The organism is Providencia sp. PROV197 (assembly GCF_028479625.1).
In the GTDB taxonomy this organism is placed as follows: Bacteria; Pseudomonadota; Gammaproteobacteria; order Enterobacterales; family Enterobacteriaceae; genus Providencia; species Providencia vermicola.
The window spans coordinates 52,124-77,294 of the sequence record NZ_JAMPNZ010000027.1; the positions used below are offsets into that span (position 1 = coordinate 52,124).

Below are 25,171 nucleotides of genomic sequence, written 5' to 3' on the forward strand. Positions count from 1 at the left end.
AGTTAAATCATGAAACAGTATGGCTTTTATTTTGACTCCACAAAATGCACTGGCTGTAAAACCTGTCAGGTCAGTTGTAAGGACGAAAAAGATTTAGATTTAGGCCCTAAATTCCGTCGTGTGTACGAATTTGGCGGCGGTAGTTGGCAAAAACAAGATGGCATTTGGCAGCAGAATGTCTTTAATTATTATCTGTCAATTTCCTGTAACCACTGTTCAAACCCAACATGTGTCGCGGGTTGCCCAACAGGTGCAATGCATAAGCGAGAAGAAGATGGCCTAGTAGTTGTTGATCAGTCTATTTGTGTAGGTTGTCGTTATTGTGAATTGCGTTGCCCATATGGTGCCCCGCAATTTGATGAGAAGAAAAAACTGATGAGCAAATGCGATGGCTGTTATGAGCGTGTCGCAAAAGGTATGAAGCCCGTGTGTGTTGAGTCCTGCCCACAACGCGCTTTAGACTTTGATGATATTAATGTTCTGCGTGAGTTACATGGCACAGAGTGTGGGATTGCACCAATGCCAGACCCAAGCTTCACTAATCCGAACATTGTCATCAAACCCCATAAAGACGCGAAGCCATTTGGTGATAAAAGTGGCGAACTAAAAAACCCTGCGGAGGTGTAAAATGCATGAATTACCATTAGTTTTTTTCACCGTCTTAGGGCAATCCGCTGCGGGGCTGTTTTTGTTGGCCTATTTAAGCCGCAAAATGGGTTCCATCGATGACAAACAGTTAAAAACGGCGAATATCGTTGCGTTTATTATTATGCTCATTGGTTTAGTTATCGGTGGATTGCACGTAGGTCAACCACTGCGCTTCTTTAATATGCTGTTAGGTGTTGGTCGTTCTCCAATGAGTAACGAAGCCTTCTTAAGTGGTGTATTTGTTGGATGTGCAGCAGCAACCTTGTTTTTCACATTGTTCTTCAAAAATACCGTCTTGCGTGAATTGGCGAATATCGCGGCTGTGGTATCTGGATTAGCCTTTGTCTGGTCAATCCCACAGGTATATAGCATTGCAACAATCGCAAACTGGAATACGGGCTATACCACACTGCAAATGTGGATGACCATGCTCGTTGGGGGTGGTGCACTTGCCATTGCCATTGGTGCTCGCGGATTAGGCATTGCTGCTTTTCTTATCGGTACGTTCGCTATTTTTGCCAGCCGAGCGGGATATCAAGCGTTCCTAACAGAAACAGGCCCTGTTCTCAGTAGCGAGCAAACAGGTTTCTGGGGCTTCCAAGTGGTTGTTTTAGCTATTGCCTTAGCTGCATTTGTTGGTATCGCACTGAAACAACGCGCACCGAAAGCGACCTTAGCTACCTGTGCGGCAGCGGTTTTACTGGCTGAACTTGCGGGTCGCATTGCTTTCTATAATTTATGGCAAATCACCATGTAACCCTTTGTTGTTACTGTGTTAAAATGACCTATCAAAGGACGCCTTTTGGCGTTCTTTGATTAAATGCCAAAATTACTCTGCAACAATATCATTGAACGTAATCAGATTAAAATGCCATGCTGCAGCGCGAAATAAGATGGATAAAATACGATGCTAGACACCACTATACTGCGCATTTTAGGTGCGTTTTTTTACTATTCCCCACAATCAGATACCTTACAGAACGTCTATTCCGCCTTAGGTGAATTACCACAATTACACTCATGGAAAGACTCAGAACAAATTCAGGCTATTTGTGCTTCATTGGCACAAACTGCCCCTAATGATATTGCTTATGATTACTCTGTCTTATTTGAAGGGCAAGGTAGCATGCCTGCTCCACCTTGGGGATCAGTGTACTTTGAGCATGATAATACCGTCATGGGAGAGTCAACTGCGGCTTATCGCAACTTACTGCAATCAAAAGGGTTAGTTACTGATACTGGCATTCGAGAACCTGAAGACCAGTTTGGCTTGATGTTGATGGCAATTTCAGCGCTCGCAGAACATGGGGAAGATGACGCTATCGTTGAATTGTTGGAGCAGCATTTATTACCGTGGGCATACCGCTACTTAACCTTAGTTCAACAAACGCAAACAGAAAACGCCTTCTACCCAAATATCGCCAAGGTCACTGAAGTCTACTTAACTGACTTACAAAAACAACTTGAACTTACACCAATTCAGGTTGAGTTATTCCGCTAATTTTATTATACCCAAGAGTAAGCTCAAGCTATCTGCTCTTTGGTTGTTTAAACGTTAAAATGAGGAGCCTGGCTCTTGCAAAAAAGCCAGCTCTTGTTGGGTCGATGGGCGGCCTAAAACCGTATTACGATGCGGATAACGACCAAATTTATCAATAATCGCTTTATGGCGCATTTCATAATCTAACGTATTGTCATCCCCTAACATACGGAAGAGTTCCACTGCTTGTAAATGAATGAAACTGGACTCTGAGTGCATATAAGGCATTAAGACAAATTTACGTTGCGATAGCGTCAATAAATTATAATCATGCTGCTTGATGGCTTCTTGCGCTAACGCCAACGCCATCGCATCTTGAGCAAAAGCGCGCGGAGTATCACGCCATAAATTACGAGAGAACTGATCAAGCACGATAATTTCCGCTAAACGACCACGAATTGACGCACGCCAATAAGCGAGTTCTCCTTTCGCTGCACGCTCACAAATCGCTGAAAAACGGCGGGCAATCGTCGAATCAAATTTTGTACTTTTTTCAAACCACTGTTTTGGTGTTGATTCTTCAAACCAAAATGAAAGCACTTCTTCCATGGCATTCATCGTATATTCCTATCGATTTTCTTATTAGACGTTATCGTAATCCTAGTTAATAATCGTATTAATTAACAGAGTTAAACTCTAAAAACAGCAATTCACAGCAAATTATTTTGTTTTTTTGAGACCTAACGCTAAAAAATTGCACAACATTTTTTGTCACAATTTAACAAATTAGCTTGTTTATACCTGAGGTAAATTATTGTATCTATCACTATAATAGGTTTAAACTTTTTCAATTTTCATGTTTTGTTATTTAATGTGAGGACATCTGTTTATCAAGAGGAAATAGATACATTTGGTTAAGCTAATGTTAGAATTTCACTGATAAGATAATTGTATAGCTAACGCGTTTAAGTACACGACGCCACATTAATAATTCTTCAGCGTTTAATATTGGCTCTCATTAAGGATGGCAATGTAAATGGCAGGACATATGGTACTTATTGGTTGGGCATTATGGGTCAGCCCTTGCGGGACAGATTCATGTGATGCACTTCCTGTCACTGACACCATTTTCACTCAAGAACAATGTGTTAGCAGAAAAAGCTACCTCGAGTCAAAACGCCCTAATCTGTATTTCCTCTGCGGGGAGGTCTATCGTGATAGCGAAGAAATGACTGCGGAAGAAAAACATGCTGTTCCAGCACCGCATCCCCCTCTACGTTCACTGCCAGAACGCCATTCACGCTAACTTGAGCCCCTATTTGAACCCAAGTTAGCTAAAGGATTAACTAATTTATTTGTGCAATTTGGCAATCTGCTTCGATAAAATCGCCTTTATTGACACTATGTTCTAAGGTTCCTGTTTGATGAGCAAGCACCTGAACTTCCATTTTCATTGCTTCCATTACCCCAATAATATCCCCTTCGTTCACTTTTTCACCTTGTGGGATTAACCAGTTAAATAACACACCTGAGATCGGAGCATTAACAGCATCTGGATTACTCTCCTTTTTAGAAGTCACTTTTGTTACTGGTGCATTGTTAACGGATAAACCAGAAAGGAGCTCAGCTGGCAAGCCCAATTCACAGCGTTTGCCATCAATTTCAATAAACGTACGCGTTAATGCATTGCTATCTTGTGGAATTTGACGTGGCGCAGGAGGAATATCCACATTAAACTCCGTTTCAATCCAGCGAGTGTGCACTTTAAAATCGCCACAAAAATCAGCCTGTTCCATCACAGCCTGGTGGAAAGGTAAAACAGAAGCCACCCCCTCAATAGTAAACTCAGCCAAAGCACGACGAGCACGTGAAATAGCTTGTTCACGGGTATTTCCAACCACGATCAGTTTTGCCATTAAAGAGTCAAAAGTTCGCGGGATTGTTGTGCCTGCTTCTACCCCACTGTCCACTCGTACACCTGGCCCTGATGGTGCATCAAAAACGGTAATCGTCCCTGGCGTCGGTAAGAAACCATTTCCTGCATCTTCTGCATTTATACGAAACTCAAAAGCATGCCCCCGCGGTTTAGGCATTTCATTGATACTTAACGGCAGGCCTTGTGCAATACGCAACTGTTCAATAACCAGATCAATTCCTGCCGTTTCTTCTGTCACAGGATGCTCAACTTGTAATCTTGTATTGACCTCAAGGAAAGATAACGTTCCATCTTGGCTAAGCAAAAACTCAACCGTACCCGCGCCGACATACCCCGCCTTACTACAAATATCGGTCGATGAAGTGATAATTTGCTGTAATTGCTTTTCTGATAAATATGGAGCAGGAGATTCTTCGACTAATTTTTGATTACGACGTTGCAATGAGCAATCGCGGGTTCCCACGACCAGTACATTGCCATGCGTATCTGCAATAACCTGTGCTTCAATATGGCGTGGATTATGCAAAAATTGCTCAACAAAGCATTCACCTCGACCAAATGCAGCGGTCGCTTCGCGCACAGCGGAATGATAAAGCTCTTCGACCTCATGCATTTGCCATGCAACCTTTAAGCCTCGTCCACCACCGCCAAACGCCGCTTTTATTGCAATCGGCAAGCCATGTTGATGGGCAAACTCCACCACTTCTCGCGCGTCTTTAACAGGGTCTTTTGTCCCGACAACCAAAGGGGCTCCGACCTGCATTGCGATATGACGAGCTTGCACTTTATCCCCTAAGATATCAATGCTTTCAGCACTCGGGCCAATCCAAATTAACCCTGCCTCGTTAACCGCGCGAGCAAACTCTGCTCGTTCGGATAAAAAACCGTATCCTGGGTGAACCATTGTTACCCCTGATTTCTTGGCAATACTTATCAGCTTTTCAATATTTAAGTAACTTTCAGCTGGGGTGCTCCCCCCTAAAGCATAAGCTTCATCAGCCATTTTGACGTGTAACGCAGCTATATCGCTATCTGCATACACGGCAACAGATTGAAAACCATAATCACGACATGCACGGATAATGCGTACAGCAATTTCGCCACGATTGGCAATCAATACTTTATGGTCTTTGTTATTGTTGTTCGTATTCATAAGCTCAATCACTCCCTTGTAATTCTTTAAACTCGCCTAATGGGTTAAAACGTATTAAGGCATTCACTGGAATTTGCCCTGCGAGATCCAAATGATACTCACAGACAGTACCGATAACGGGGTATCCGCCCGTCAATGGGTGGTCGTTTAAAAATAAAACAGGTTGTCCATTTGCAGGGACTTGGATCGCCCCAATACAGGTCCCTTCACTCGGTAATTCCTGTTGGATTTTTCGCTCAAACGGTTGTTCACCCAGAAGTCGCAAACCAATACGGTTCGATGCAGCAGTCACTTGCCATAATTGGTGAGTGAGTCGCTCAATAGCCTCCTGAGTAAACCAATCTGTTCTTGGCCCCAAAATAACATCTAAAACCACAACATCATCTGCTGATGGGTAATCAAAAGCAGGCATTTCGTTAACGGAGATAGCTTGCGAAGTTGTTTGATTATTTATTGCGAGCTCTTGACCAACCGCTAAGGGTAATGGCCCAACTTGGGCTAGGGTATCAAACGAACGACTCGATAAAATCGGGGCAACATTAAAACCACCACGAATGGCCAAATAACTGCGAACACCTTTCGTTGGGCGCCCCAGTTTAATCTCATCGCCTTTAGCAAGATGAAGAGTTTCATACACATTCGCTTCGTAGTATTCGTTGTTGTTTGTCGTTATTTCAATTGCACAAGGCGCCCCTGTGACAGCAACGATTAAATTTTTATTTGCCCGTGCCTTAAAACCACCCTGCGTGATTTCTAACACGGTTTCATCGGAACGATTACCCACAAGGCGGTTAGCGCTACGCAGAGCCGTTTTATCCATAGCCCCTGATTCTGAGATACCCAGCGCTGATTGGCCAACACGGCCTAAATCTTGGAATAATGTTTGTAACCCTGTCGCTAATACGGTGAAATCATTCGTTAAATTCTGAGAGATTGCTGTTTGCTTGACCTTTTCAGGCAGGCTATAGCTCAGCGTACTTTTCGCTGCATTGGTAAAATTCACCCGTGAGCCCGCTTGGACTAAAGCAGGCTCGGGACGATTGATATCCCACATAGCAAGATCTGTCACACCAATCAGTTGCCATCCGCCTGGACTTGCTTGTGGGTACACGCTGCTAAACTCCCCTGCAAGCGCGACAGAACCCGCGGGGATACGAACGCGTGGTGATTGGCGTCTAGGGACATGCAACTGTGCATCTTTCGACACCATGTAACCAAAACCAGGTGCAAAACCACTGAATGCAACGTGGTATTCATTTTCCGTATGACGACGGATCACTTCACTGATAGAAACACCTAATATTTCAGCAACTTCTATTAAATCTTCCCCTGTATAATGCACTGGGATGACCACTAATTTGCTCGATTTAGACGTCACTTTCGAAATATCTCTGACAGAAATCTGGCTAACCAAATTTTTCGCATTAACAATGATAGGGTTATAGCGAACTAAAATCGTCCTTGCTGCAGGTGTGATTTCTTCAATCCCCTTAATTGGCGTTTCATACAATGAATCTGTGAGCGCCATTGTCTGCTCAAGGCTTTGAAGCTCTACCATCAGCGCACTTAAATTGACAGGTAAAAATCTCAATGGGCACCTCTATATATGATAAGCCGCATCAGGCACATCAGTGATGAACATATATCCAGGCGCATGGCTTAACGCAAATGGCACCCCCGATTTCATCACTGCCGCTTGTGGCGTCACACCACAGGCCCAAAATACGGGAATTTCCCCCTCTTCGATACGTACCGCATCGCCAAAATCGGGTTGCATTATATCGGCAATGCCAAGCTGCTCAGGAGCACCAATGTGCACAGGTGTACCGTGAACGGCGGGGAATCGCCCTGTTATACTGACAGCATCAGCAACGCGGTTTGCAGGAATTGGTCGCATCGAAACCACTAACTCCCCTTGTAAGCGCCCTGCAGGGCGACACAAGCGATTGGTTTTATACATTGGGACATTCGATTTATCGGTGATATGGCGCACATCAATACCTGCCTCAATCATAGGTGTCTCGAATGTGAAACTACAGCCAATCAAAAATGTAACTAAATCAGGATATTGTCGATAAATTGCGGTCGCATCCGTGATTTCATCGGCTAATTGCCCATGTTCCCATACGCGATAACGCGGGATATCAGTTCGTAAATCTGCACCTTCAGCTAACATGGTTTGCCAACTTCCCGATTCACACACATCTAATACTGGGCAACTTTTCGGATTACGTTGTGCGTACAATAAAAAATCAAACGCCCAATCACGAGGAAGTGCAATCATGTTGGCCTGCGTCATACCTGGAGCAAGACCTGCAGTCGGTTTATCATAGCCATTACGTATCGCTTCGCGGGCAATTCGTGCGGCCTCAATCGCTTGCGTAGAGGCTTTCATTAATTGTGTCATTCGCGCTCTCCTTTATGGGCAAAGCCATAAATTTCAATCCCTTGTTTTTCAAGGATAGAGCGAACTTGTTGTGCCATTTCAAGCGCACCTGGACTATCCCCGTGAACACAAATGGAGCCAGCATCAATTGGGGTAAATTTACCATCAATAGATACAACACCGCCTTCCTGCACTAATTGCAACATACGCTCAGCCACAATTTTTGGGTCATGTAATACAGAGCCTGCGAGTTTACGGGAAACCAATGTACCATCGCTGTTGTAAGCTCTATCTGCAAAGGCTTCTGCCACAACTTGCAAACCACTGTCTTGTGCCCAACCAATCAGCGGAGATCCCGCTAATGCAACAAGAATTAAATGATTATCAATCGCTTTGATTGCATCAATCACTGCGATAGCTTGGCGTTTATCATGTGCAATCGTGTTATAAAGTGCACCATGGGGCTTCACATATAACACATCAGTACCCGCAGCAGTGGCTAAGCCTTTTAGTGCGCCAATTTGGTAAATCACATCCGCAATCAATTCACTGGAAGCAATATCCATATTTCGACGTCCAAATCCCACTAAATCGGGATACCCTACATGAGCGCCTACTGCCACACCATTTTCTTTGGCCGCTTTTAAGGTTTTTAAGATCCCTTCAGGTGAACCCGCATGAAAGCCACAAGCCACATTTGCACTGCTGACTACAGATAAGATAGCCTCATCATTTCCCATCTGCCATTGACCAAAACTTTCCCCAAGGTCGCTATTTAAATCGATTTGTTTTTTCATCATCACTCCAAGGGTTATTTCAGATAATTAAAGATGGCGCTGACTGACATCGCCCCCATGTACCAAGTCAGTGCGCAAGTCACCACACCTGACCATAATAACCAACGTGGATAGTGATAACCTGACATCAAATCTGCACGTTTCCAGCCAATATAGACAAAAAGAGTCAAACCAATTGGCAGGATTAATCCATTGAATCCCCCTGCAAAAACTAGCAATGCAGCAGGTGCCGTTCCCATCAGCAAATACACTATCAGAGAAACTGCAATAAAAATGATCGTTGCGATATTACGTTGTCTTTCAGAAATAGTGTGTTTGAAAGCAGTTAAAAAACTCATCGACGTATAAGCCGCACCAATCACACTTGTTAGTGCCGCAGCCCATAAGATCAATCCAAAAATACGTAAGCCAAAATTACCCGCAGCAGCCTGAAAAGCTTGAGATGCGGGGTTAGCTGCATGACCAGAGATATCAATTGTTACGCCACTTGCAACAACTCCTAGAATGGCAAGGAATAAGACATAGCGCATTAAACCAACAACCAATATTCCTTTTGTTGCCGCACTGGATACCACATGAATGTTTTCAATCCCTACCGTGCCTTTATCGAGTAAGCGATGAGCCCCCGCATAACAGATATAGCCGCCAACCGTACCGCCCACAATTGTCGTAATCATCGCAAAGTCGACGGTATCGGGTAAAACACTTTGACGTAGCGCTTCCCCAACGGGTGGATTCGATGCAATTGCGACAAACACGGTTAAACCAATCATGACAATCCCGAGGCCAATAATTAACCTATCAATAAATGTACTGGCTTTGCGTGATGAGAAAATATAAATGGCAAGTAAGGCGCTAATTAATCCTCCCCATTTTGGGTCAAGGCCAACAAGTGCATTTAACCCTAGTCCTGCCCCTGCAATATTACCGATATTAAAAATTAAGCCGCCAAAAATCACCAATATTGCCAGTAAATAACCACTCCCAGGGATAGTCGCATTCGCTATTTGTGATGAGTGCATTTTGGTTAATGTCACGACTCGCCAGATATTTTGCTGCACAACAAAATCAATCACGATGGAGGCTAAAATACCAAAAGCAAACGCCGCGCCCAACGTTACAGTAAATGTTGCAGTTTGGGTAATAAACCCAGGACCTATCGCAGACGTCGCCATCAAAAATATGGCACCAATTAGTGACGAGCGGCGACTTTTCACATACTCAGCAGTGCTTGGTGCGCTTTCTTGAGCTGCCATATACATACTCCTCTATGTGTTATTGTTTTAATTATTTGTGTCGTTGTAGATGTTGTTATTGCGATTATCACTCAGGCAATTATCGTGCCATTGTTCTACTTGTTATGTTAATTGTTAATTCATCTTTAATGGATTGTTGAACAATTAGTATGAGATGACGAATAAACAATCAATAAAAATCGTTATCCATGATTTAAAAATCAAGGCGTGATCACTTTTTTAACAATGAAAGCAAAAAATAGGTTATGGATCTCATTGGAATGCACTAATTCAGTGCGGCTTAGGCTATTTTTCACCATATAGGTGCAAATCAGGGGATGCACCCTGATGTTTTTGAAAGGAAACTTGCCGCTTAAACTTGAATATGTGAATATAGCCGCTTCATCATCCACCAAATTCAAGTTTGCATTTTTATGAAAAAAACGCCTGTTGCTCAAACCTTGTCAGTCACGATTGCGGAAGTCATCCGTGCTAAAATCACCGTAGGGGAAATCACGCCAGGGCAGCGGCTGTCTGAAGCAACATTGAGTGATGAACTCGCTATTTCACGTAATACGCTTCGCGAAGTCTTTCGTGTATTAACACAAGAAGGATTACTGACCTATGCACCAAATAAGGGCGTTTTTGTGTCAGTCCCTGATATGTCTGCGATTATTGATATTTACCATGTGAGACGGCTCATTGAATGTAATGCACTAGAACACGCTTATGCGTTACATCCTGCCGTGCAAAAAATGAAAGATGCAGTTGTTGATGCGCGTCAACATGAAAAAATCGAGAATTGGATTGGTGTGGGCACAGCCAATATGAAATTCCATACTGCTATTGTCGAATTAACCGATAGCGAGCGGCTTATCAAACTTTATCGTAATATATCTGCTGAATTACGTCTCGCTTTTGGGCACCTAAATGACCCCAAAATTTTATATGCACCCTATATTGATAAAAACCAATTTATTCTTGAGCTACTCGATAAAGGCCACAACCTTGAAGCTGCAAATACCTTACGCAGCTACCTTGATTTATCTGAACGAACACTATTGGCAGCTTATAAACGCAGCCAAACTTCATTTTAATTTTCTTGTTTTACCAAATTAACGCTGTTCCTCCCCTCTTTGAATTACCCCCAGATTAAATTTTTTACATTACAAAAATTTGAGTGAATCATCTTATTCCCACAATAAAAATTTTTACGAATATTACAGCAAAATAAGTTTAAATTTATCGAGTAGAAAACTCTGCATTGTTAATTAATCACATTCATATCTTTAATTTTAATATTCTATTTATATCGGTATGTAATAAAAAAAGTACTTTTGTTTGTTTTTTCATCCAATCTAGTTTCCCCCCTTACGCATTTAACTTATTTTTAACGTAAAAATAACCAGAATAAAACACTTTCATTTTTTTAATGTAACTCGAAAATTAACTTTCTCATGCCACAAGAATTTACATCAAACACAAAATTATCACAATTAATTGACTTTAAGGCCGTTCATTTAACAAAAGTAACGAATTGATATAAATTACCCACTGAAATTACTCAAATAAATCGAGTTAATAGTTGTAGTTTTCTCGAATATTCGTTATAAAATTTACGATAATAAAAAAGCATACATAAAAATTATTAATATAAATGAGATTTCATTATGACATTAAACCAAGTGACTAATAAGAAGCCCTTTAAATTTGGCCTAGGATGGCAAATACTGATTGCTCTTATTTTAGGTGTTATTGCTGGTGCACTTTTGCATGACAATACAGAGTACAAAGATTGGCTTATTTTAAATATCCTTTCTCCCGCGGGTAAAATATTTATTCAGTTAATTAAAATGATCGTTGTGCCCATTGTTATCTCAACGCTCATCGTGGGTATCGCTGGTGTCGGAAATACAAAACAATTAGGTTCTCTCGGTTTCAAAACCATTCTCTATTTTGAAGTGATTACCACAATCGCCATTATTGTTGGTATCTCCTTCGCAAATATATTTCAACCGGGTGTTGGTATTGATATGTCTCAACTCACCCAAGTCGATATTTCTCAATACGAAAAAACGACACAAGAAGTCGAAAGTCATCCATCAGGGATTATCAATACCATTCTCACTTTAGTCCCTAGCAATATTTTTGCTGCGATGGCAAGTGGTGACATGCTCCCTGTCATCTTTTTTGCAGTTATCTTCGGTTTAGGGCTGTCATCTTTACCCGCTGAGAAAAAACAACCACTGCTTGATGTGTTACAAACATTTTCTGAAACCATGTTCCGCGTGACTAATATGATCATGATGTATGCACCAATCGGGGTATTCGCATTGATCTCAGTCACCGTTGCAAACTTTGGGTTCTCATCATTAGTCCCATTACTTAAATTGGTTATTCTTGTGCACTGTGCAATTATTTTCTTTGCTGTGGTGGTATTAGGAATTGTTGCGCGTTATTGCAAAATTAATATCTTCACGTTAATGAAAATATTAAAAGATGAGCTCCTATTGGCCTATTCCACAGCAAGCTCTGAAACTGTACTTCCACGCATTATGGATAAAATGGAGAAGTACGGCGCACCAAAATCTGTAACCAGTTTTGTTATTCCTATCGGTTATTCATTTAATCTCGATGGCTCCACTTTATATCAAAGTATTGCAGCAATATTTATCGCCCAACTCTATGGTATTGAATTATCCATAGGCCAAGAGCTGATACTCGTATTTACCCTGATGATCACGTCAAAAGGGATTGCAGGCGTTCCTGGTGTATCATTCGTTGTACTACTTGCGACATTAGGCAGTGTTGGGATCCCATTGGAAGGCCTTGCATTCATTGCAGGTGTTGACCGTATTTTAGATATGGCACGTACTGCTCTTAACGTTGTTGGCAATGCATTGGCCGCTCTCGTTATTGCTAAATGGGAACATAATTACGACATCAAAAAAGCACGTGAGTATGAAAGTACCTTTTAATTCAAAATATAAATAAGCTATTACAATGATGCCCTCTCTGACAATTAGATAGGGCATCATTTTCTAAAAAAAATACAAGTCTAGAATATTTTCCCTTACGCATTCATTATAACAATATTTTCTATATATATTTAAGATATCTTTAACACTAGTCACATATACCTATTTCTTTCTTTTATTTTATTTTTTTAAATAATTTACCTTTAGTCATTGGAACTTTATTGATATCTTAACTACGCTATAAATCTTGCACTAAGTATTTCGTATATTTGTTAGTCTGAGCAGGAAAAAATGAATCAAATAAGAAGATTTCTTTTATTTTTAAAGGTGCTTCAACACCTAATGGTAATTTTTGTATTTTCATTATCCTATTTTATGCTACACAGCTGGTTCTAACAAAAAAAGCCTCGTCATCTAACGAGGCTTTTCTTTATTAAAAATAATAATAGGTAATTTAACTTATTATTGAAAATTAATTTTTAACTAAAAATATCTATTTTCAATACGCAATGAAATTTATATTTCCACTGCACCAATATCTTAATACCTCATCCCCTTTCGACCATAACTATAAGCAAGACCATCGCCATCACCGATACCACCTCTGAGCCTAACGTGATTTCCTTTACCTTTAATTACTTTACAAAACTTAATTTAATTTTAACTATCACTTGCAAAAAATGACGCTCATTCGCGTATAACTAATTCTATGAGTTAATCCTAGTAGTACCATCCCTTTTAAGCCCCAACACCAGGGGCTATTTTTTTAGCCAATATTGATAACTTGTTTTCTCTTCCTCAGAGCCAGTCAATACTAAGAAGTGATATTAATTAGGTACCTTTGAAAGACTTAACAATGTCAATCACACATAAATAATTGCGATTTATAATGACTTTCTTTGCATGAAATTCAGGGTGTAAGGCAAAAAAGGCCTCTAATCGAGATTCAAATTCTTTAGTAAAGTGCAATAACTCGCAAGTGTTTTTCCACGTTTCTTTTGGTTGTGTCCTCGCTATACGTGCCAATAAGAAACGTTTTATAATCCGAGTGGTACAAACATGATGTGGCTTTTTTAAATGTATGATTAACATGGAGTCATTAAAAAATGGCAAAAGTCGTTTGTCATATGCCCCCTCAACTATCCATTTATCCTGTGACAATACATTTGAAACCAAAGAATTAATAATAATTTGGGTATTTTTGTGGTATTCCCCTCCGCTTTTATCCCAATAAATATCATCATAACTGTATAGTGAAATATTAAATTCCTTAGACAGTTTTTTTGCGAACGTTGTTTTACCAACTCCCGATGTACCTACAATACAAATTTTCATTCTTATGCTTTTAGTTACGTTTAAATTAGACTATAAATGGTTAGTACCGCGCTATGTTCAAAATTTGAGACTACAAATAATGCGTAAATTTACTGTCGTTAAATCACATATTTCAGAATTCCCTAACCCTATACATTTTTGCAAAGGGGATATTCTGTCTGTCGGTGATGAATATATCGGAGATGAAGGGTGGGAGAATTGGTTAGAATGCCGTTTTAATAACCTACAAGGCTTTGTTCCTAAGCAAATCATCCAGCTTATTGATTCCAAGTCTGCCATTGCAATTGAAGATTACACTGCATTAGAGCTTAATGTAGTTACTGGTGAAACACTCACATCCACACGGGAAATCAATCAATGGATTTGGGCTAAAAATAGTAAAAACCAAGAAGGTTGGGTTCCGCTTTGCCATCTGCAAGAAGAACTTTAAGCATTAAAGCATCTCTTGATTTTTTTATGCTTTATAACAACAGAAATTCGCTCATTTTATTGCATTTCTTAAATTAAATCCCACTTCTCTACAGGCTTTAATGGTGAAAGACATGCTTAGTACTAAATCATCTTGCTGAGCATGTAAAATGGAGTAATAAACTGATGTTATACGATGGCACAACTACTACTTAGCGTATTGTAATTATACAGAGAACTAAAAAGAAAAAACCCGCTAACTTTTTCAAGTTAACGGGTTCTTATTTGGTGCCGGCTACCGGAGTCGAACTGGTGACCTACTGATTACAAGTCAGTTGCTCTACCAACTGAGCTAAGCCGGCTAATTTGGCGGAGAGATAGAGATTCGAACTCTAGGATGGTTACCCATCGGCGGTTTTCAAGACCGCTGCCTTCGACCGCTCGGCCATCTCTCCATGGGGCGCGATTATGGAGGAATCTGACCTCCTTGTCTACCCCCGAAAGTAAAAAAATTGCTTTTTTTAATTCATTTGGCTAATCTTCACTCAATTGTTCTCATTTTACCAAGAAAAATGGTAATATCTGTGCAAAATCGGAGTCTACTAGTACTCTAGGCGTATGATTTTTAATCTAATAATAAATTTGCCGATGGGATCGCGTGCTCGAGTATGTACAGACAAACATTATTAAAACCAAATGCCCTTTCACGCATTTTTGCGACATTTATTTTACTGTTAGTTGTGATACTTTCGTTATCACTTTTTAACTACTATCAAGAATGGGTAAAAAGCCGCCAAACTGCACTTCATAGCATGGCAACTAGGTTAGCCTATCAAATTGAAGACTACCGTTATCAAGCAAGTCATATTTATAAACTTGCTAACGATAAATCACACGTCTCTGCAAATACCCCACTTTCCGCGATGGAAATACGCCATGATATTTATTGGTTGACTAGCACCAACCAAACCTTAGATGCCATTGTATTCGGGCCAAATAAAGCCACCAATAATGAACTCGCAACTAAACTAGCTAACTACATGGAGATCGTTTGGGGGGCAAGAAATGAATATAACTCCATGTATTACCTAAATGGGTTAGATAACACTTTAGTTCTTGTGACCACTCATTCCGTTCTAAAACCTGAATTGCGTTTCAAAGAAAGCTATCTAACACTCACGGCGGAAGAAAAACGCGCCGACATGCTAGCTCAATCCACATTACTTGACCGACGGGAAATCATCTCTAACGTACAAAAATACTCCCCTGAAAATGTATATTACTATACATACCGGCTGATGTTTAATTCACCAGGGCAATTAACCAGTGTTATATCATTTGATATTTCGATGAATTCATTGATTCCTTCTTCATTAGATGGCGACTTCTTCACAATAAACTCTCGCCCAACTAGCACACTGGGCCCTGAAACCAATACCACATTAATGGGAACAAACCTTATATTTTCACAACCAATAGACGGCACTCCCTATCAGCTTTATTATCATATTTCGTTAAAAACGATTATCTTTCATCTTATTAGCTATAACTTTTGGCTAATTGCTTGCATGATAGCCATGATTTTTTTAGCGGTATTAACGCTACTTTTCCTACGTAAACGTTTGATTTCACCGAACACATCCATGCTGCAGGAGCTCCAGTTTAAAGAGTCACTGAATAACGATATCATCAATCATATATCTTATGGGATCTTGGTTTACGATTTTAATACCAACACGAAAATCCTCAGTAATAATCTTGCTAATCAGCTATTACCTTCAATGGATCTCGCTCACATAAAAGAAATGGCCATAGATAACCATGATTTTATTCAAGTCTCCATAGAAAATAATATCTTCGAAGTTGTACTCGTAGAAAATGACGCAATGCCTAATGCCGCACTCTTTATTATTATGGATAAAGATAAAGAGGTTTTGACGCAAAAACGCCAAGAACTCGCAATGCGTGAATATCAAAAAAATATTCAAATGCGTAAAGTTGTACTTGAAAATATGTGCCATGAAATTTTACCCGCACTGTCAGCGCTGGAATTACAATTCTCTCAGTTAACACAACCTACTGACCCTAGTGAACTATCCATACTACAAGAGATTGAAAATCAATTAATTACAATTCATTCTTGGTTTAATAATATTGAACTTCTTAACCAATTAGAGTCACAGAAAACCTCTCTCAAACCTGAGGCAATTTCAATCAGTCAATTGATCAACCAGTTTCTCAAGAACAATCTATCGAAAATCAATAATAAAGGTCTATCGCTCTATTTCCATAACAATGTAAATCCAGAGTCCCTAATTGAAGTAAACCCTATATACCTACAAAACCTTTTACAACTAATTTGGGAATATTCTCTTGTCACAACCTCTTTTGGAAAGATCTCATTCACGCTATCTTATGATACAGAGAAACATATTATTTCTCTCAATATTAGAGACAGCGGTACAGGCTTGAGTAATCAAGAGCTGAGTAATCTGCAAAATCCGTTTAGTGCGCAAACTGTTAAACCAGCACAATTTACGCGCTCAGGAATGGCACTCTATTTATGCAAATTGTTGGCAAAAAAGATGAACAGCACGCTTTCTATTCGCTCAAGTACTGCGATTGGAACACATTATGAACTTTCACTGCCTGCCATTAATGAATCTATCGAGCATGAATACCCTGCACTATTAGAAGATGTGTACATTCGTTTAAATATCCATAATGCAGACATCTCTCGTATAGTAAGAAGTACACTGTCAAACTACGGTGCTGAATTTCTTGATTTAAGCGAAAGCTCAGCCCAATCAGATTGGGATTTACTCATCACGGATAACAATGAAGAAGCGTTTGAATATACACTTAAAGTTGACGGAAGTATCACTTCAATAAATGAAGTTAATCATAATTATATTGAAGCTAACTACAATTTTGCAGATGAACTGATTGATGCGATTTCTTTATTAATAGAAAATGCCAATACCGATAGCAGTAATATTAATGAAATAGCTCTACCTGATGAACCTTTAGCCACTACAGAAAAAGCGATTGCGGCATATCAATTTGCTTTGGCACAAAGCGGTTATCGAGATTTGTTCATCACAACAGTACCGATAGATATTAATAAACTGTATAATAGTGAAAGTGTTGAGGATTTAGCCGAATTGAAAAACACTGCACATCGTTTAAAAGGAGTTTTTGCTATGCTCGAATTTACAGTTCTTCATAAACTTTGCGAGGACTTAGAACACTACATAGCAGATAAAAACGGAATTGAAATAAGAAATTGCATTAGAGACCTGGATAATTCAGTCAAAAAACTAATGCCAGAAGGTAACCAATAATATGAATAACCTAAATGTCATTGTTGCCGATGATCATCCTATTGTTCTTTTCGGTATTCGAAAGTCACTTGAGCAGATCGAATGGGTGAATATCGTAGGTGAGTTTGAAGATTCAACCTCTTTGATTAATAACTTAGCGCGCTTAAATGCTGACGTTCTAGTTACTGATTTATCTATGCCAGGTGATAAATATGGCGATGGTATTACACTAATTAAATACATTAAACGCCACTATCCTGACCTTTCCGTTATTGTTCTGACCATGAATAATAACCCAGCTATCTTAAGTGCTATTCTTGAGCTGGATATTGAAGGCATTGTTTTAAAACAAGGTGCGCCTGCAGACTTACCAAAAGCGCTTGCGGCTTTACAAAAAGGTAAAAAATTCACACCTGAAAGCGTCAGCAAATTACTCGAGAAAGTTAATGCAAGTGGCTATGGTGACAAGCGTTTATCACCAAAAGAAAGTGAAGTTTTACGCTTATTTGCAGAAGGTTTTTTAGTCACGGAAATTGCTAAGAAATTGAATCGCAGTATTAAAACAATCAGTAGCCAGAAAAAATCTGCGATGCTGAAGTTGGGTGTAGAAAATGATATTGCACTACTCAATTATCTCTCATCGGTGAGTATTGATAATTCTCCTTCCGAATAAGGCTTATCAGCCCATCTAAACGATAAAAACCCGATTGCGGGTTTTTATTTTTTATTCATTACGTTAACAAAATTGAATAAGTGTTTCACGCAAAATTGCAATAGTTGTTGGCTTAGATAAACACTCGTTCATCCCTGCATCAATACAGCGTTGTTTTTCTTCTGCCATTGCATTGGCGGTTAATGCAATAATCGGTAATGTTTCCCCTAAAAGTCGTAATTCCTGAGCCAACTGGTATCCATCCATATTGGGCATATTCACATCTGATAAAACGATATCTGCACGGTTATTTTTCAAATACTTAAGCGCATCAATACCATCAACTGCAGTGCTTGTACTAAAACCAATACTGGCAAGTTGCTCACTCAATAACATTCGATTAATTGGATGATCATCAACAATTAAAACATGATACCCACTCAATCGACAATCCGCTTCAATAGGCTCATGAATATTCTGGTTCTTTATATTTTCTTCTGCAACTTTAACTAACCACTTATCAATAAGTAGCGGTAGCTTATCTAATTGATAAGTATTATAAATCCACTCATTTGGCTGAGCCTCATAAAACTCTCCTGCATAGCAACTTAAAAGCCTGATTTGGTAACGGCTCTGTACTGAAATTGTGTCAGTAAAATCAGTGATGAGTAGGTCATAAGCCTTCTGTGTATCAATATCATTCCCAGTGACTACGGAAAATTCAGCATGTTTGAGTAGGCGTGACAGAAAACTCATCAAAAATTCATTTTTACACGAGACGGCGATTTTATAATTTGCGCGATATTCAGGTATATTTTTTTGAATATATTCTTGCCCATATAATGGAATACGTATAATAAAGGAACTTCCGAGACCATGCTGAGAACTCACCTCCATATCCCCATCCATCAAGTTTATCAATTTTTCACAGATAGCTAATCCTAACCCTGTACCTTTATGGCCCGTGTTATTTTGATCATAAACTTGAAAGAATGGATCAAACAACTGCATAACAACCGCATTAGTCATACCAATTCCTGAATCACGGATTTCAATTTTTAAATAATTATTATCTTTCCAAACATGGAGCAAGACGAAACCTGAATGGGTAAATTTAATACTGTTGTTCACAATATTAGAGACCACTTGTTGTAACCGCACTGAGTCATTCAATATCAAATCAGGGATATCAGGCTCAATATATGAATACAGTGAAATTCTTTTTTTCGATACCAATGGCAGGTAATTCGCTAATACAAAGGCAAAAACGTCTCGACAATTGAATAGTTTATTTTCAATTTTAAGTTGTTTAGATTCAATTTTAGAAAAGTCTAAAATATCACTGATAATTTGCAATAATAATGCAGAGGAATTATCCATTGTAGAAACTAAGCGAGTTGCTTTCTCTGATAACTCATAACGTTGTAATAATTCAATATTTCCAATGATCCCATACAGCGGCGTTCTTAATTCATGGCTCACTGTTGCCAAAAACATCGATTTAGCATGGTTCGCCTGTTCTGCTGCATCCGCAACATCTTGCAGTGATTTTTCCATTTGTACACGGATGCTAATATCTATCAACACACAAATCGCCACATCTTCGTTTTGATATCGAGAATTTACGAAGCTAATTTGTAAGTGAGTTCCGTTGGTGGTCACAACATCAATATAATTACTCGTTTTTTGGCGAATGATCGTCAAAACTCGCTGCTTGTCATCATCATTAAGCAGTCTAAAATAATCGTGTGCAAGTTCATTACTCAGTATGTTCCCGCCATCCGTTAACCTTAAAATAATAATCCCAACAGGTGCTGACGCAACAATTTTATGATTAAACTGTTCATGTTCTTCTAAGCGAATAGCGGTGTTCGCTGCAGGTTCTAACATTTTTCTTTCAAGCAGCCAAATCAAAAAAAATAGCAAAACCGCAGTAAAAATATTTAGCATCGCGCCATAAAATATAGTGCTTTCAAGGTTGGATAAAATCTCGGACGTCGGAATTGAAAAGAAAACAGTGAGTTGTGCAGGTAATAACCGTTTTTTAAAAATGAGTTTTGAGTAATCAGAATTAAAACCAAAGAATGAGGGCTCCGCAATCGCCAACAATGCTGAATTTTTCGGGTTGACCTCTGCTGACGAGTATAAAACAGGTTGATTATGGGAATTTACCACCATGATTTCGATGGATTTATCTTTGCTGATATTAAATTGATTTAAATTTATCGCACGCTCAATACCGATAAACCCTGTCACAGCTCCCTGGTTTTGAATCGGTTGGATCAAATAAACTTGGCCATTATCAGGTTGTGCACCATGTACGATAGTATATATATTACGCTCTTTACCTTGTGATTTTAGACTTTGGTAAGAGTGCGCACTTTCATAACCAACCTTTTTGAGCGTCTCAATATCAGAAACCGTCGAACGAATTGGATAGTCCACTAAGCAATAACTTTGGGAGCCAATGACAAAAACGTGATTCAATCCTTGAGGTACTGCAATACTCTCTTTCCAAAAATAATTTAGTTGTTCAAAAGCCAGTAAATACCCCTGAGAACGGTATTGAAAATAATCACAATCAGAGTTTAGCGTTAACTTATAGTAAGAGTAATTTACTGAGCCAGGTAATGTCATAAATTCAGGCTCATTTTCATTTAAATTTTTATACCTATCCAATTTAATCCGATGCTGTTCTGTCATGGATTGGATAGCTTGTAGCGTTTCACCTGTTTGTTGAATATACGATTGTAAGCTTTCAAAACCTGAATGGAATTGCTGACGAATATCCGATTTGTATTCATTAAATTGAGAATAGAGAAAAAATAATGTAATAAAGGCACCCATGCCCCATAACATCAATCCAAGGATACGAAAAAGATCCCGGGACAATCTTAATGATGTTTTAAATGAGGGTAAGTATCTCAAGTGTCTTCCTAATTATGCGTTATCACAACAGCGAATTATACTCGATTACAATATTAAAAAACGATAAACATGAAAAGGAATAAAATAGATGGTTCTATGGAAGATAAATAAAACGGGCAGCCATCTCCGTGCTGCCCGTTATATCGCTTAAAGGCGTTGTTTATTCTTGATCGTTGATATTTGCATCATCAGCACCATTTTCGTCGGTGCTTTCATCTGCATTCTCATCATCTTCAGTCTCAGCAACACGCTGTAATCCAACAACCTTTTCGTTTTCAGCCGTTCTAATCAAGGTAACACCTTGTGTATTACGGCCCACAATGCTCACTTCAGAAACACGAGTACGAACTAAGGTTCCCGCATCCGTGATCATCATGATTTGGTCAGTATCATCAACTTGAATCGCACCCACAACGTTCCCGTTACGCTCACTCACTTTAATGGAGATAACACCTTGAGTTGCACGAGATTTTGTTGGATATTCCGCTTCTTCAGTACGCTTACCATAACCATTCTCTGTTACGGTTAAGATATGCCCTTCACCACGTGGAATAATTAAAGAAACAACTTTATCGTCGTCCATTAATTTAATACCACGAACGCCCGTTGCGGTACGACCCATCGCACGCACTGCATCTTCAGAGAAACGAACGACTTTACCTTGAGCAGAGAACAACATGACTTCATTAGAACCATTAGTTAAATCTACACCAATGAGTTCATCCCCTTCATTGAGGTTCACGGCAATAATACCTGCACTTCTTGGACGACTAAAGTCTTGCAGAGGGGTTTTCTTCACAGTACCGCTTGCGGTTGCCATAAAGACAGTATAACCCTCTTCGTACTCCCGTACAGGTAAGATAGCTGTAATACGCTCATCTTGCTCCAGTGGCAATAAGTTAACAATAGGACGACCACGCGCACCACGGCTAGCTTCAGGTAATTGATACACTTTCATCCAATACAAACGACCACGGCTTGAGAAACACAAAATGGTATCGTGAGTATTCGCGACTAATAAGCGCTCAATAAAATCTTCATCTTTCGTTCTTGCAGCTGATTTACCTTTACCACCACGACGCTGTGCTTCGTAATCAGACAATGGCTGATATTTCACATAACCTTGGTGAGACAAAGTAACAACGACATCTTCTTGATTGATAAGATCTTCGATGTTGATGTCAGCGGTGTTTTCGGTAATTTCAGTGCGGCGCGGATCATTGTAAGTATCGCGAATAATTTCTAATTCTTCGCGGATCACTTCCATTAAACGCTCAGGGCTTCTTAAGATAAACAGTAGTGCCTCAATTTGCACTAACAGCTCACGGTACTCTTCCAGTAATTTCTCGTGCTCAAGACCCGTTAATTTTTGCAGACGTAAATCAAGAATCGCTTGTGCTTGTTGTTCAGTCAGGAAGTATTGACCATCATGAACACCAAATTGCTCTTCAAGCCACTCTGGACGCGCTGCATCATCACCTGCACGTTCAAGCATAGCGGCAACATTGCCTAAATCCCAAGAGCGTGCAATCAGCCCCGCTTTTGCTTCAGCTGGCGTTGGTGCTTTACGGATTAACTCAATAATTGGGTCAATGTTAGCTAATGCAATAGCCAATGCTTCAAGGATATGTGCGCGATCACGCGCTTTGCGCAATTCGAAGATCGTACGACGTGTCACCACTTCACGGCGGTGGCGAACGAAGGCAGCGATGATATCTTTCAGGTTTAGAATTTTTGGTTGGCCTTGGTGTAAAGCCACCATATTAATACCGAAAGACACTTGTAATTGAGTCAATGAATACAAGTTGTTCAGAACAACTTCACCCACTGCATCGCGTTTTATTTCAATCACAATACGCATACCGTCTTTGTCCGACTCGTCACGTAATGCGCTGATACCTTCAACACGTTTTTCTTTGACTAATTCAGCGATTTTTTCAATCAGGCGTGCTTTATTCACCTGATAAGGAATTTCGCTAACAATAATGGTTTCGCGGCCATTTTTTTCGTCAACCTCAACTTCGGCACTGGCACGGATATACACCTTACCACGACCCGTTTTATAAGCGTCGATAATACCGCGACGACCATTAATAATGGCCGCAGTTGGGAAGTCTGGCCCTGGAATATGTTCCATTAAGCCTTCAATACTAATATCTTCGTCTTCTATATAGGCAAGACAACCATTAATTACTTCGCCTAAGTTGTGAGGCGGAATATTGGTTGCCATTCCGACAGCAATACCTGACGACCCATTAACCAGTAGGTTAGGGATTCTCGTTGGCATGACTTCAGGAATTTGCTCTGTACCATCATAGTTTGGAACGAAATCTACGGTTTCTTTTTCAAGATCCGCCAGTAACTCATGGGCAATTTTCGCCATACGGATTTCCGTATAACGCATTGCGGCTGCGGAGTCCCCGTCAACCGAACCAAAGTTCCCCTGACCATCTACCAGCATGTAACGCATAGAGAAAGGCTGAGCAAGACGAACAATTGTCTCGTAAACAGCGCTATCACCATGTGGATGGTATTTACCGATAACGTCCCCGACTATACGGGCAGATTTTTTATAGGGTTTATTCCAATCATTTCCCAATACATTCATCGCAAAGAGGACTCTACGGTGTACTGGCTTCAGTCCATCTCGAACATCTGGAAGTGCACGGCCGACAATAACGGACATTGCATAATCCAAATACGAGCTTTTCAGCTCTTCTTCAATATTGACTGGGGTGATTTCTCTGGCAATCTCGCTCATGGAACCACTGTCCCTCATAACTTCGGATTCAAAGAGTAGAACTATACCACAATTCGCCAATTTAATAAAAATAAGAGACGGGTATTTGTCTTTCAAGCTATGTATAATAGCGGAAAATTAAGTTTGTGTGTCCGAAACTTGTGGGATTATTCATTAATAACTGCCTTAAGTGCATTATTGTCTAGATTATGACCATCAATGATTGACGGACACCTATCACTGCGCCTAATTCGTCTCATCATAAAAGGCAATATGCAGTCATAGGGTTAAAATAGGAGTTTTATCAATGAGCGATACCCAAGCACCGACATACTTAAATGTCGATAAACAAGAAATCGAAAAATTTGAGTCTATTGCATCCCGTTGGTGGGATTTAGAAGGGGAATTTGCCCCGTTACACCGTATTAACCCATTGCGTCTTGGTTATATTATGCAACGTGTAGATGGCATTTTCGGTAAAAAAATTCTTGATGTCGGTTGTGGCGGCGGTATTTTATCTGAAAGTATGGCGCGTGAAGGTGCGGATGTTACAGGACTTGATATGGGCGCAGATCCGTTAATGGTCGCTCGCTTACATTCTCTCGAATCGGGTATTCCCGTTGAATATGTTCAAGAAACCGTTGAACAGCATGCCGATAAACATCCACAAGCTTATGACATCGTCACTTGCATGGAAATGTTAGAACATGTTCCTGACCCACAATCTGTCGTGAGAGCTTGCGCTAAATTGGTTAAACCTGGTGGTCATGTTATTTTTTCAACCATCAACCGCAACAAAAAAGCGTGGCTGATGGCAGTCGTTGCCGCCGAATACGTTATGAAGATGGTTCCAAAAGGCACCCATGATGTGAATAAGTTTATTCGCCCTTCTGAACTCATCGGTTGGATTGACGGAACACAGTTAAAAGATAAGCATATCACGGGGTTACACTACAACCCTATCACTGACAAGTTCTGGCTGGGGCCAAATGTAGATGTGAATTATATGCTTCATACAATTAGTGAGTAGCTAACTAATCACGAAAAGAATAAATCGCAATCAGTACGTTTAAGAAATCAGCAAACGGTCTACGTTTACAAAATTTATTTTAGTCATCATGTCGGAAGCCTTTTTTTTATTAGTCCCTTTTACCATGCAGCTTACCGACATG

Annotated in this window: 19 protein-coding genes and 2 tRNA genes; 10 read left to right on the top strand and 11 right to left on the bottom strand. The window is 39.9% G+C overall.

What is annotated here, in order from left to right:
- Positions 1–9: 9 nt before the first annotated feature.
- The 3 genes from PR808_RS15775 to PR808_RS15785 all read left to right on the top strand — a co-directional run bounded on the left by PR808_RS15775 (position 10) and on the right by PR808_RS15785 (position 2,149).
- Positions 10–627: a DMSO/selenate family reductase complex B subunit gene (locus PR808_RS15775; protein ID WP_206082307.1), complete on the top strand. Its 618-nt coding sequence runs from the start codon at positions 10–12 to the stop codon at positions 625–627.
- Position 628: 1 nt separating this feature from the next.
- A complete protein-coding gene (locus PR808_RS15780) occupies positions 629–1,405 on the top strand; it encodes a dimethyl sulfoxide reductase anchor subunit family protein (RefSeq protein WP_272539626.1) in 777 nt (258 codons plus the stop codon).
- 150 nt (positions 1,406–1,555) lie between these two features.
- Positions 1,556–2,149 (top strand): TorD/DmsD family molecular chaperone, encoded by a 594-nt coding sequence (locus tag PR808_RS15785; RefSeq protein WP_206082309.1) that lies wholly within the window; start codon positions 1,556–1,558, stop codon positions 2,147–2,149.
- Between the two features lie 54 nt (positions 2,150–2,203).
- Here PR808_RS15785 and PR808_RS15790 read toward each other — a convergent pair whose 3' ends face one another.
- Entirely contained in the window at positions 2,204–2,746 is a 543-nt protein-coding gene (locus tag PR808_RS15790) for a DUF924 family protein (RefSeq protein WP_206082310.1), read from the bottom strand.
- Between the two features lie 418 nt (positions 2,747–3,164).
- Between PR808_RS15790 and PR808_RS15795 the strand changes: the two genes are divergently transcribed.
- A complete protein-coding gene (locus PR808_RS15795) occupies positions 3,165–3,434 on the top strand; it encodes a hypothetical protein (RefSeq protein ID WP_206082311.1) in 270 nt (89 codons plus the stop codon).
- Between the two features lie 40 nt (positions 3,435–3,474).
- Here PR808_RS15795 and PR808_RS15800 read toward each other — a convergent pair whose 3' ends face one another.
- From PR808_RS15800 to PR808_RS15820, 5 genes are read right to left on the bottom strand one after another with little or no spacing between them, the layout of a single operon-like run.
- Positions 3,475–5,217 (bottom strand): acetyl/propionyl/methylcrotonyl-CoA carboxylase subunit alpha, encoded by a 1,743-nt coding sequence (locus PR808_RS15800; protein WP_272539627.1) that lies wholly within the window; start codon positions 5,215–5,217, stop codon positions 3,475–3,477.
- A 4-nt stretch (positions 5,218–5,221) separates the two neighbouring features.
- On the bottom strand, positions 5,222–6,808 hold the full coding sequence (locus PR808_RS15805; RefSeq protein ID WP_272539628.1) for a 5-oxoprolinase/urea amidolyase family protein: 1,587 nt from the start codon (positions 6,806–6,808) through the stop codon (positions 5,222–5,224).
- A gap of 9 nt (positions 6,809–6,817) precedes the next feature.
- Positions 6,818–7,624 carry a putative hydro-lyase gene (locus PR808_RS15810; RefSeq protein ID WP_206082314.1) on the bottom strand — a complete coding sequence of 269 codons (807 nt, stop codon included), beginning with the start codon at positions 7,622–7,624 and terminating at the stop codon, positions 6,818–6,820.
- Positions 7,621–8,400, bottom strand: coding sequence for a LamB/YcsF family protein (locus tag PR808_RS15815; protein WP_272539629.1), 780 nt, complete (start codon positions 8,398–8,400; stop codon positions 7,621–7,623). Before PR808_RS15815 ends, PR808_RS15810 begins: the two co-directional genes overlap by 4 nt.
- A 14-nt stretch (positions 8,401–8,414) precedes the next feature.
- Positions 8,415–9,656, bottom strand: a complete 1,242-nt coding sequence (locus PR808_RS15820; RefSeq protein ID WP_206082316.1) for an NRAMP family divalent metal transporter — start codon at positions 9,654–9,656, stop codon at positions 8,415–8,417.
- A 413-nt stretch (positions 9,657–10,069) separates the two neighbouring features.
- Here PR808_RS15820 and PR808_RS15825 point away from each other — a divergent pair, with 413 nt between their 5' ends.
- Complete coding sequence (locus tag PR808_RS15825; RefSeq protein ID WP_206082317.1) at positions 10,070–10,732, top strand: GntR family transcriptional regulator; 663 nt, start codon at positions 10,070–10,072, stop codon at positions 10,730–10,732.
- Between the two features lie 573 nt (positions 10,733–11,305).
- Entirely contained in the window at positions 11,306–12,613 is a 1,308-nt protein-coding gene (gene gltP, locus PR808_RS15830; protein ID WP_206082318.1) for a glutamate/aspartate:proton symporter GltP, read from the top strand.
- Between the two features lie 831 nt (positions 12,614–13,444).
- On the opposite strand, the gene PR808_RS15835 is transcribed toward gltP, so the two are convergent.
- Positions 13,445–13,948 (bottom strand): AAA family ATPase, encoded by a 504-nt coding sequence (locus tag PR808_RS15835; RefSeq protein ID WP_272539630.1) that lies wholly within the window; start codon positions 13,946–13,948, stop codon positions 13,445–13,447.
- A gap of 79 nt (positions 13,949–14,027) precedes the next feature.
- Between PR808_RS15835 and PR808_RS15840 the strand changes: the two genes are divergently transcribed.
- Positions 14,028–14,378 carry an SH3 domain-containing protein gene (locus PR808_RS15840; RefSeq protein WP_272539631.1) on the top strand — a complete coding sequence of 117 codons (351 nt, stop codon included), beginning with the start codon at positions 14,028–14,030 and terminating at the stop codon, positions 14,376–14,378.
- Positions 14,379–14,642: 264 nt separating this feature from the next.
- On the opposite strand, the gene PR808_RS15845 is transcribed toward PR808_RS15840, so the two are convergent.
- Positions 14,643–14,718: transfer RNA gene (locus PR808_RS15845), tRNA-Thr, on the bottom strand.
- A gap of 5 nt (positions 14,719–14,723) precedes the next feature.
- Positions 14,724–14,811 (bottom strand) — tRNA-Ser (locus PR808_RS15850).
- Positions 14,812–15,024: 213 nt separating this feature from the next.
- Between PR808_RS15850 and rcsD the strand changes: the two genes are divergently transcribed.
- Together rcsD and rcsB are read left to right on the top strand one after the other, a co-directional pair.
- A complete protein-coding gene (gene rcsD / locus PR808_RS15855) occupies positions 15,025–17,700 on the top strand; it encodes a phosphotransferase RcsD (RefSeq protein WP_272539632.1) in 2,676 nt (891 codons plus the stop codon).
- 1 nt (position 17,701) lies between these two features.
- Entirely contained in the window at positions 17,702–18,352 is a 651-nt protein-coding gene (rcsB, locus tag PR808_RS15860; protein WP_206082322.1) for a response regulator transcription factor RcsB, read from the top strand.
- Positions 18,353–18,415: 63 nt separating this feature from the next.
- Here the strand turns inward: rcsB and rcsC are convergent, their stop codons facing one another.
- Both rcsC and gyrA read right to left on the bottom strand, forming a co-directional pair.
- Positions 18,416–21,259 (bottom strand): two-component system sensor histidine kinase RcsC, encoded by a 2,844-nt coding sequence (rcsC, locus tag PR808_RS15865; protein WP_272539633.1) that lies wholly within the window; start codon positions 21,257–21,259, stop codon positions 18,416–18,418.
- Positions 21,260–21,419: 160 nt separating this feature from the next.
- Positions 21,420–24,020 (bottom strand): DNA topoisomerase (ATP-hydrolyzing) subunit A, encoded by a 2,601-nt coding sequence (gene gyrA / locus PR808_RS15870; RefSeq protein WP_272539634.1) that lies wholly within the window; start codon positions 24,018–24,020, stop codon positions 21,420–21,422.
- A gap of 286 nt (positions 24,021–24,306) precedes the next feature.
- Between gyrA and ubiG the strand changes: the two genes are divergently transcribed.
- Positions 24,307–25,029: a bifunctional 2-polyprenyl-6-hydroxyphenol methylase/3-demethylubiquinol 3-O-methyltransferase UbiG gene (ubiG, locus tag PR808_RS15875; RefSeq protein WP_206082325.1), complete on the top strand. Its 723-nt coding sequence runs from the start codon at positions 24,307–24,309 to the stop codon at positions 25,027–25,029.
- Positions 25,030–25,171 lie beyond the last annotated feature (142 nt).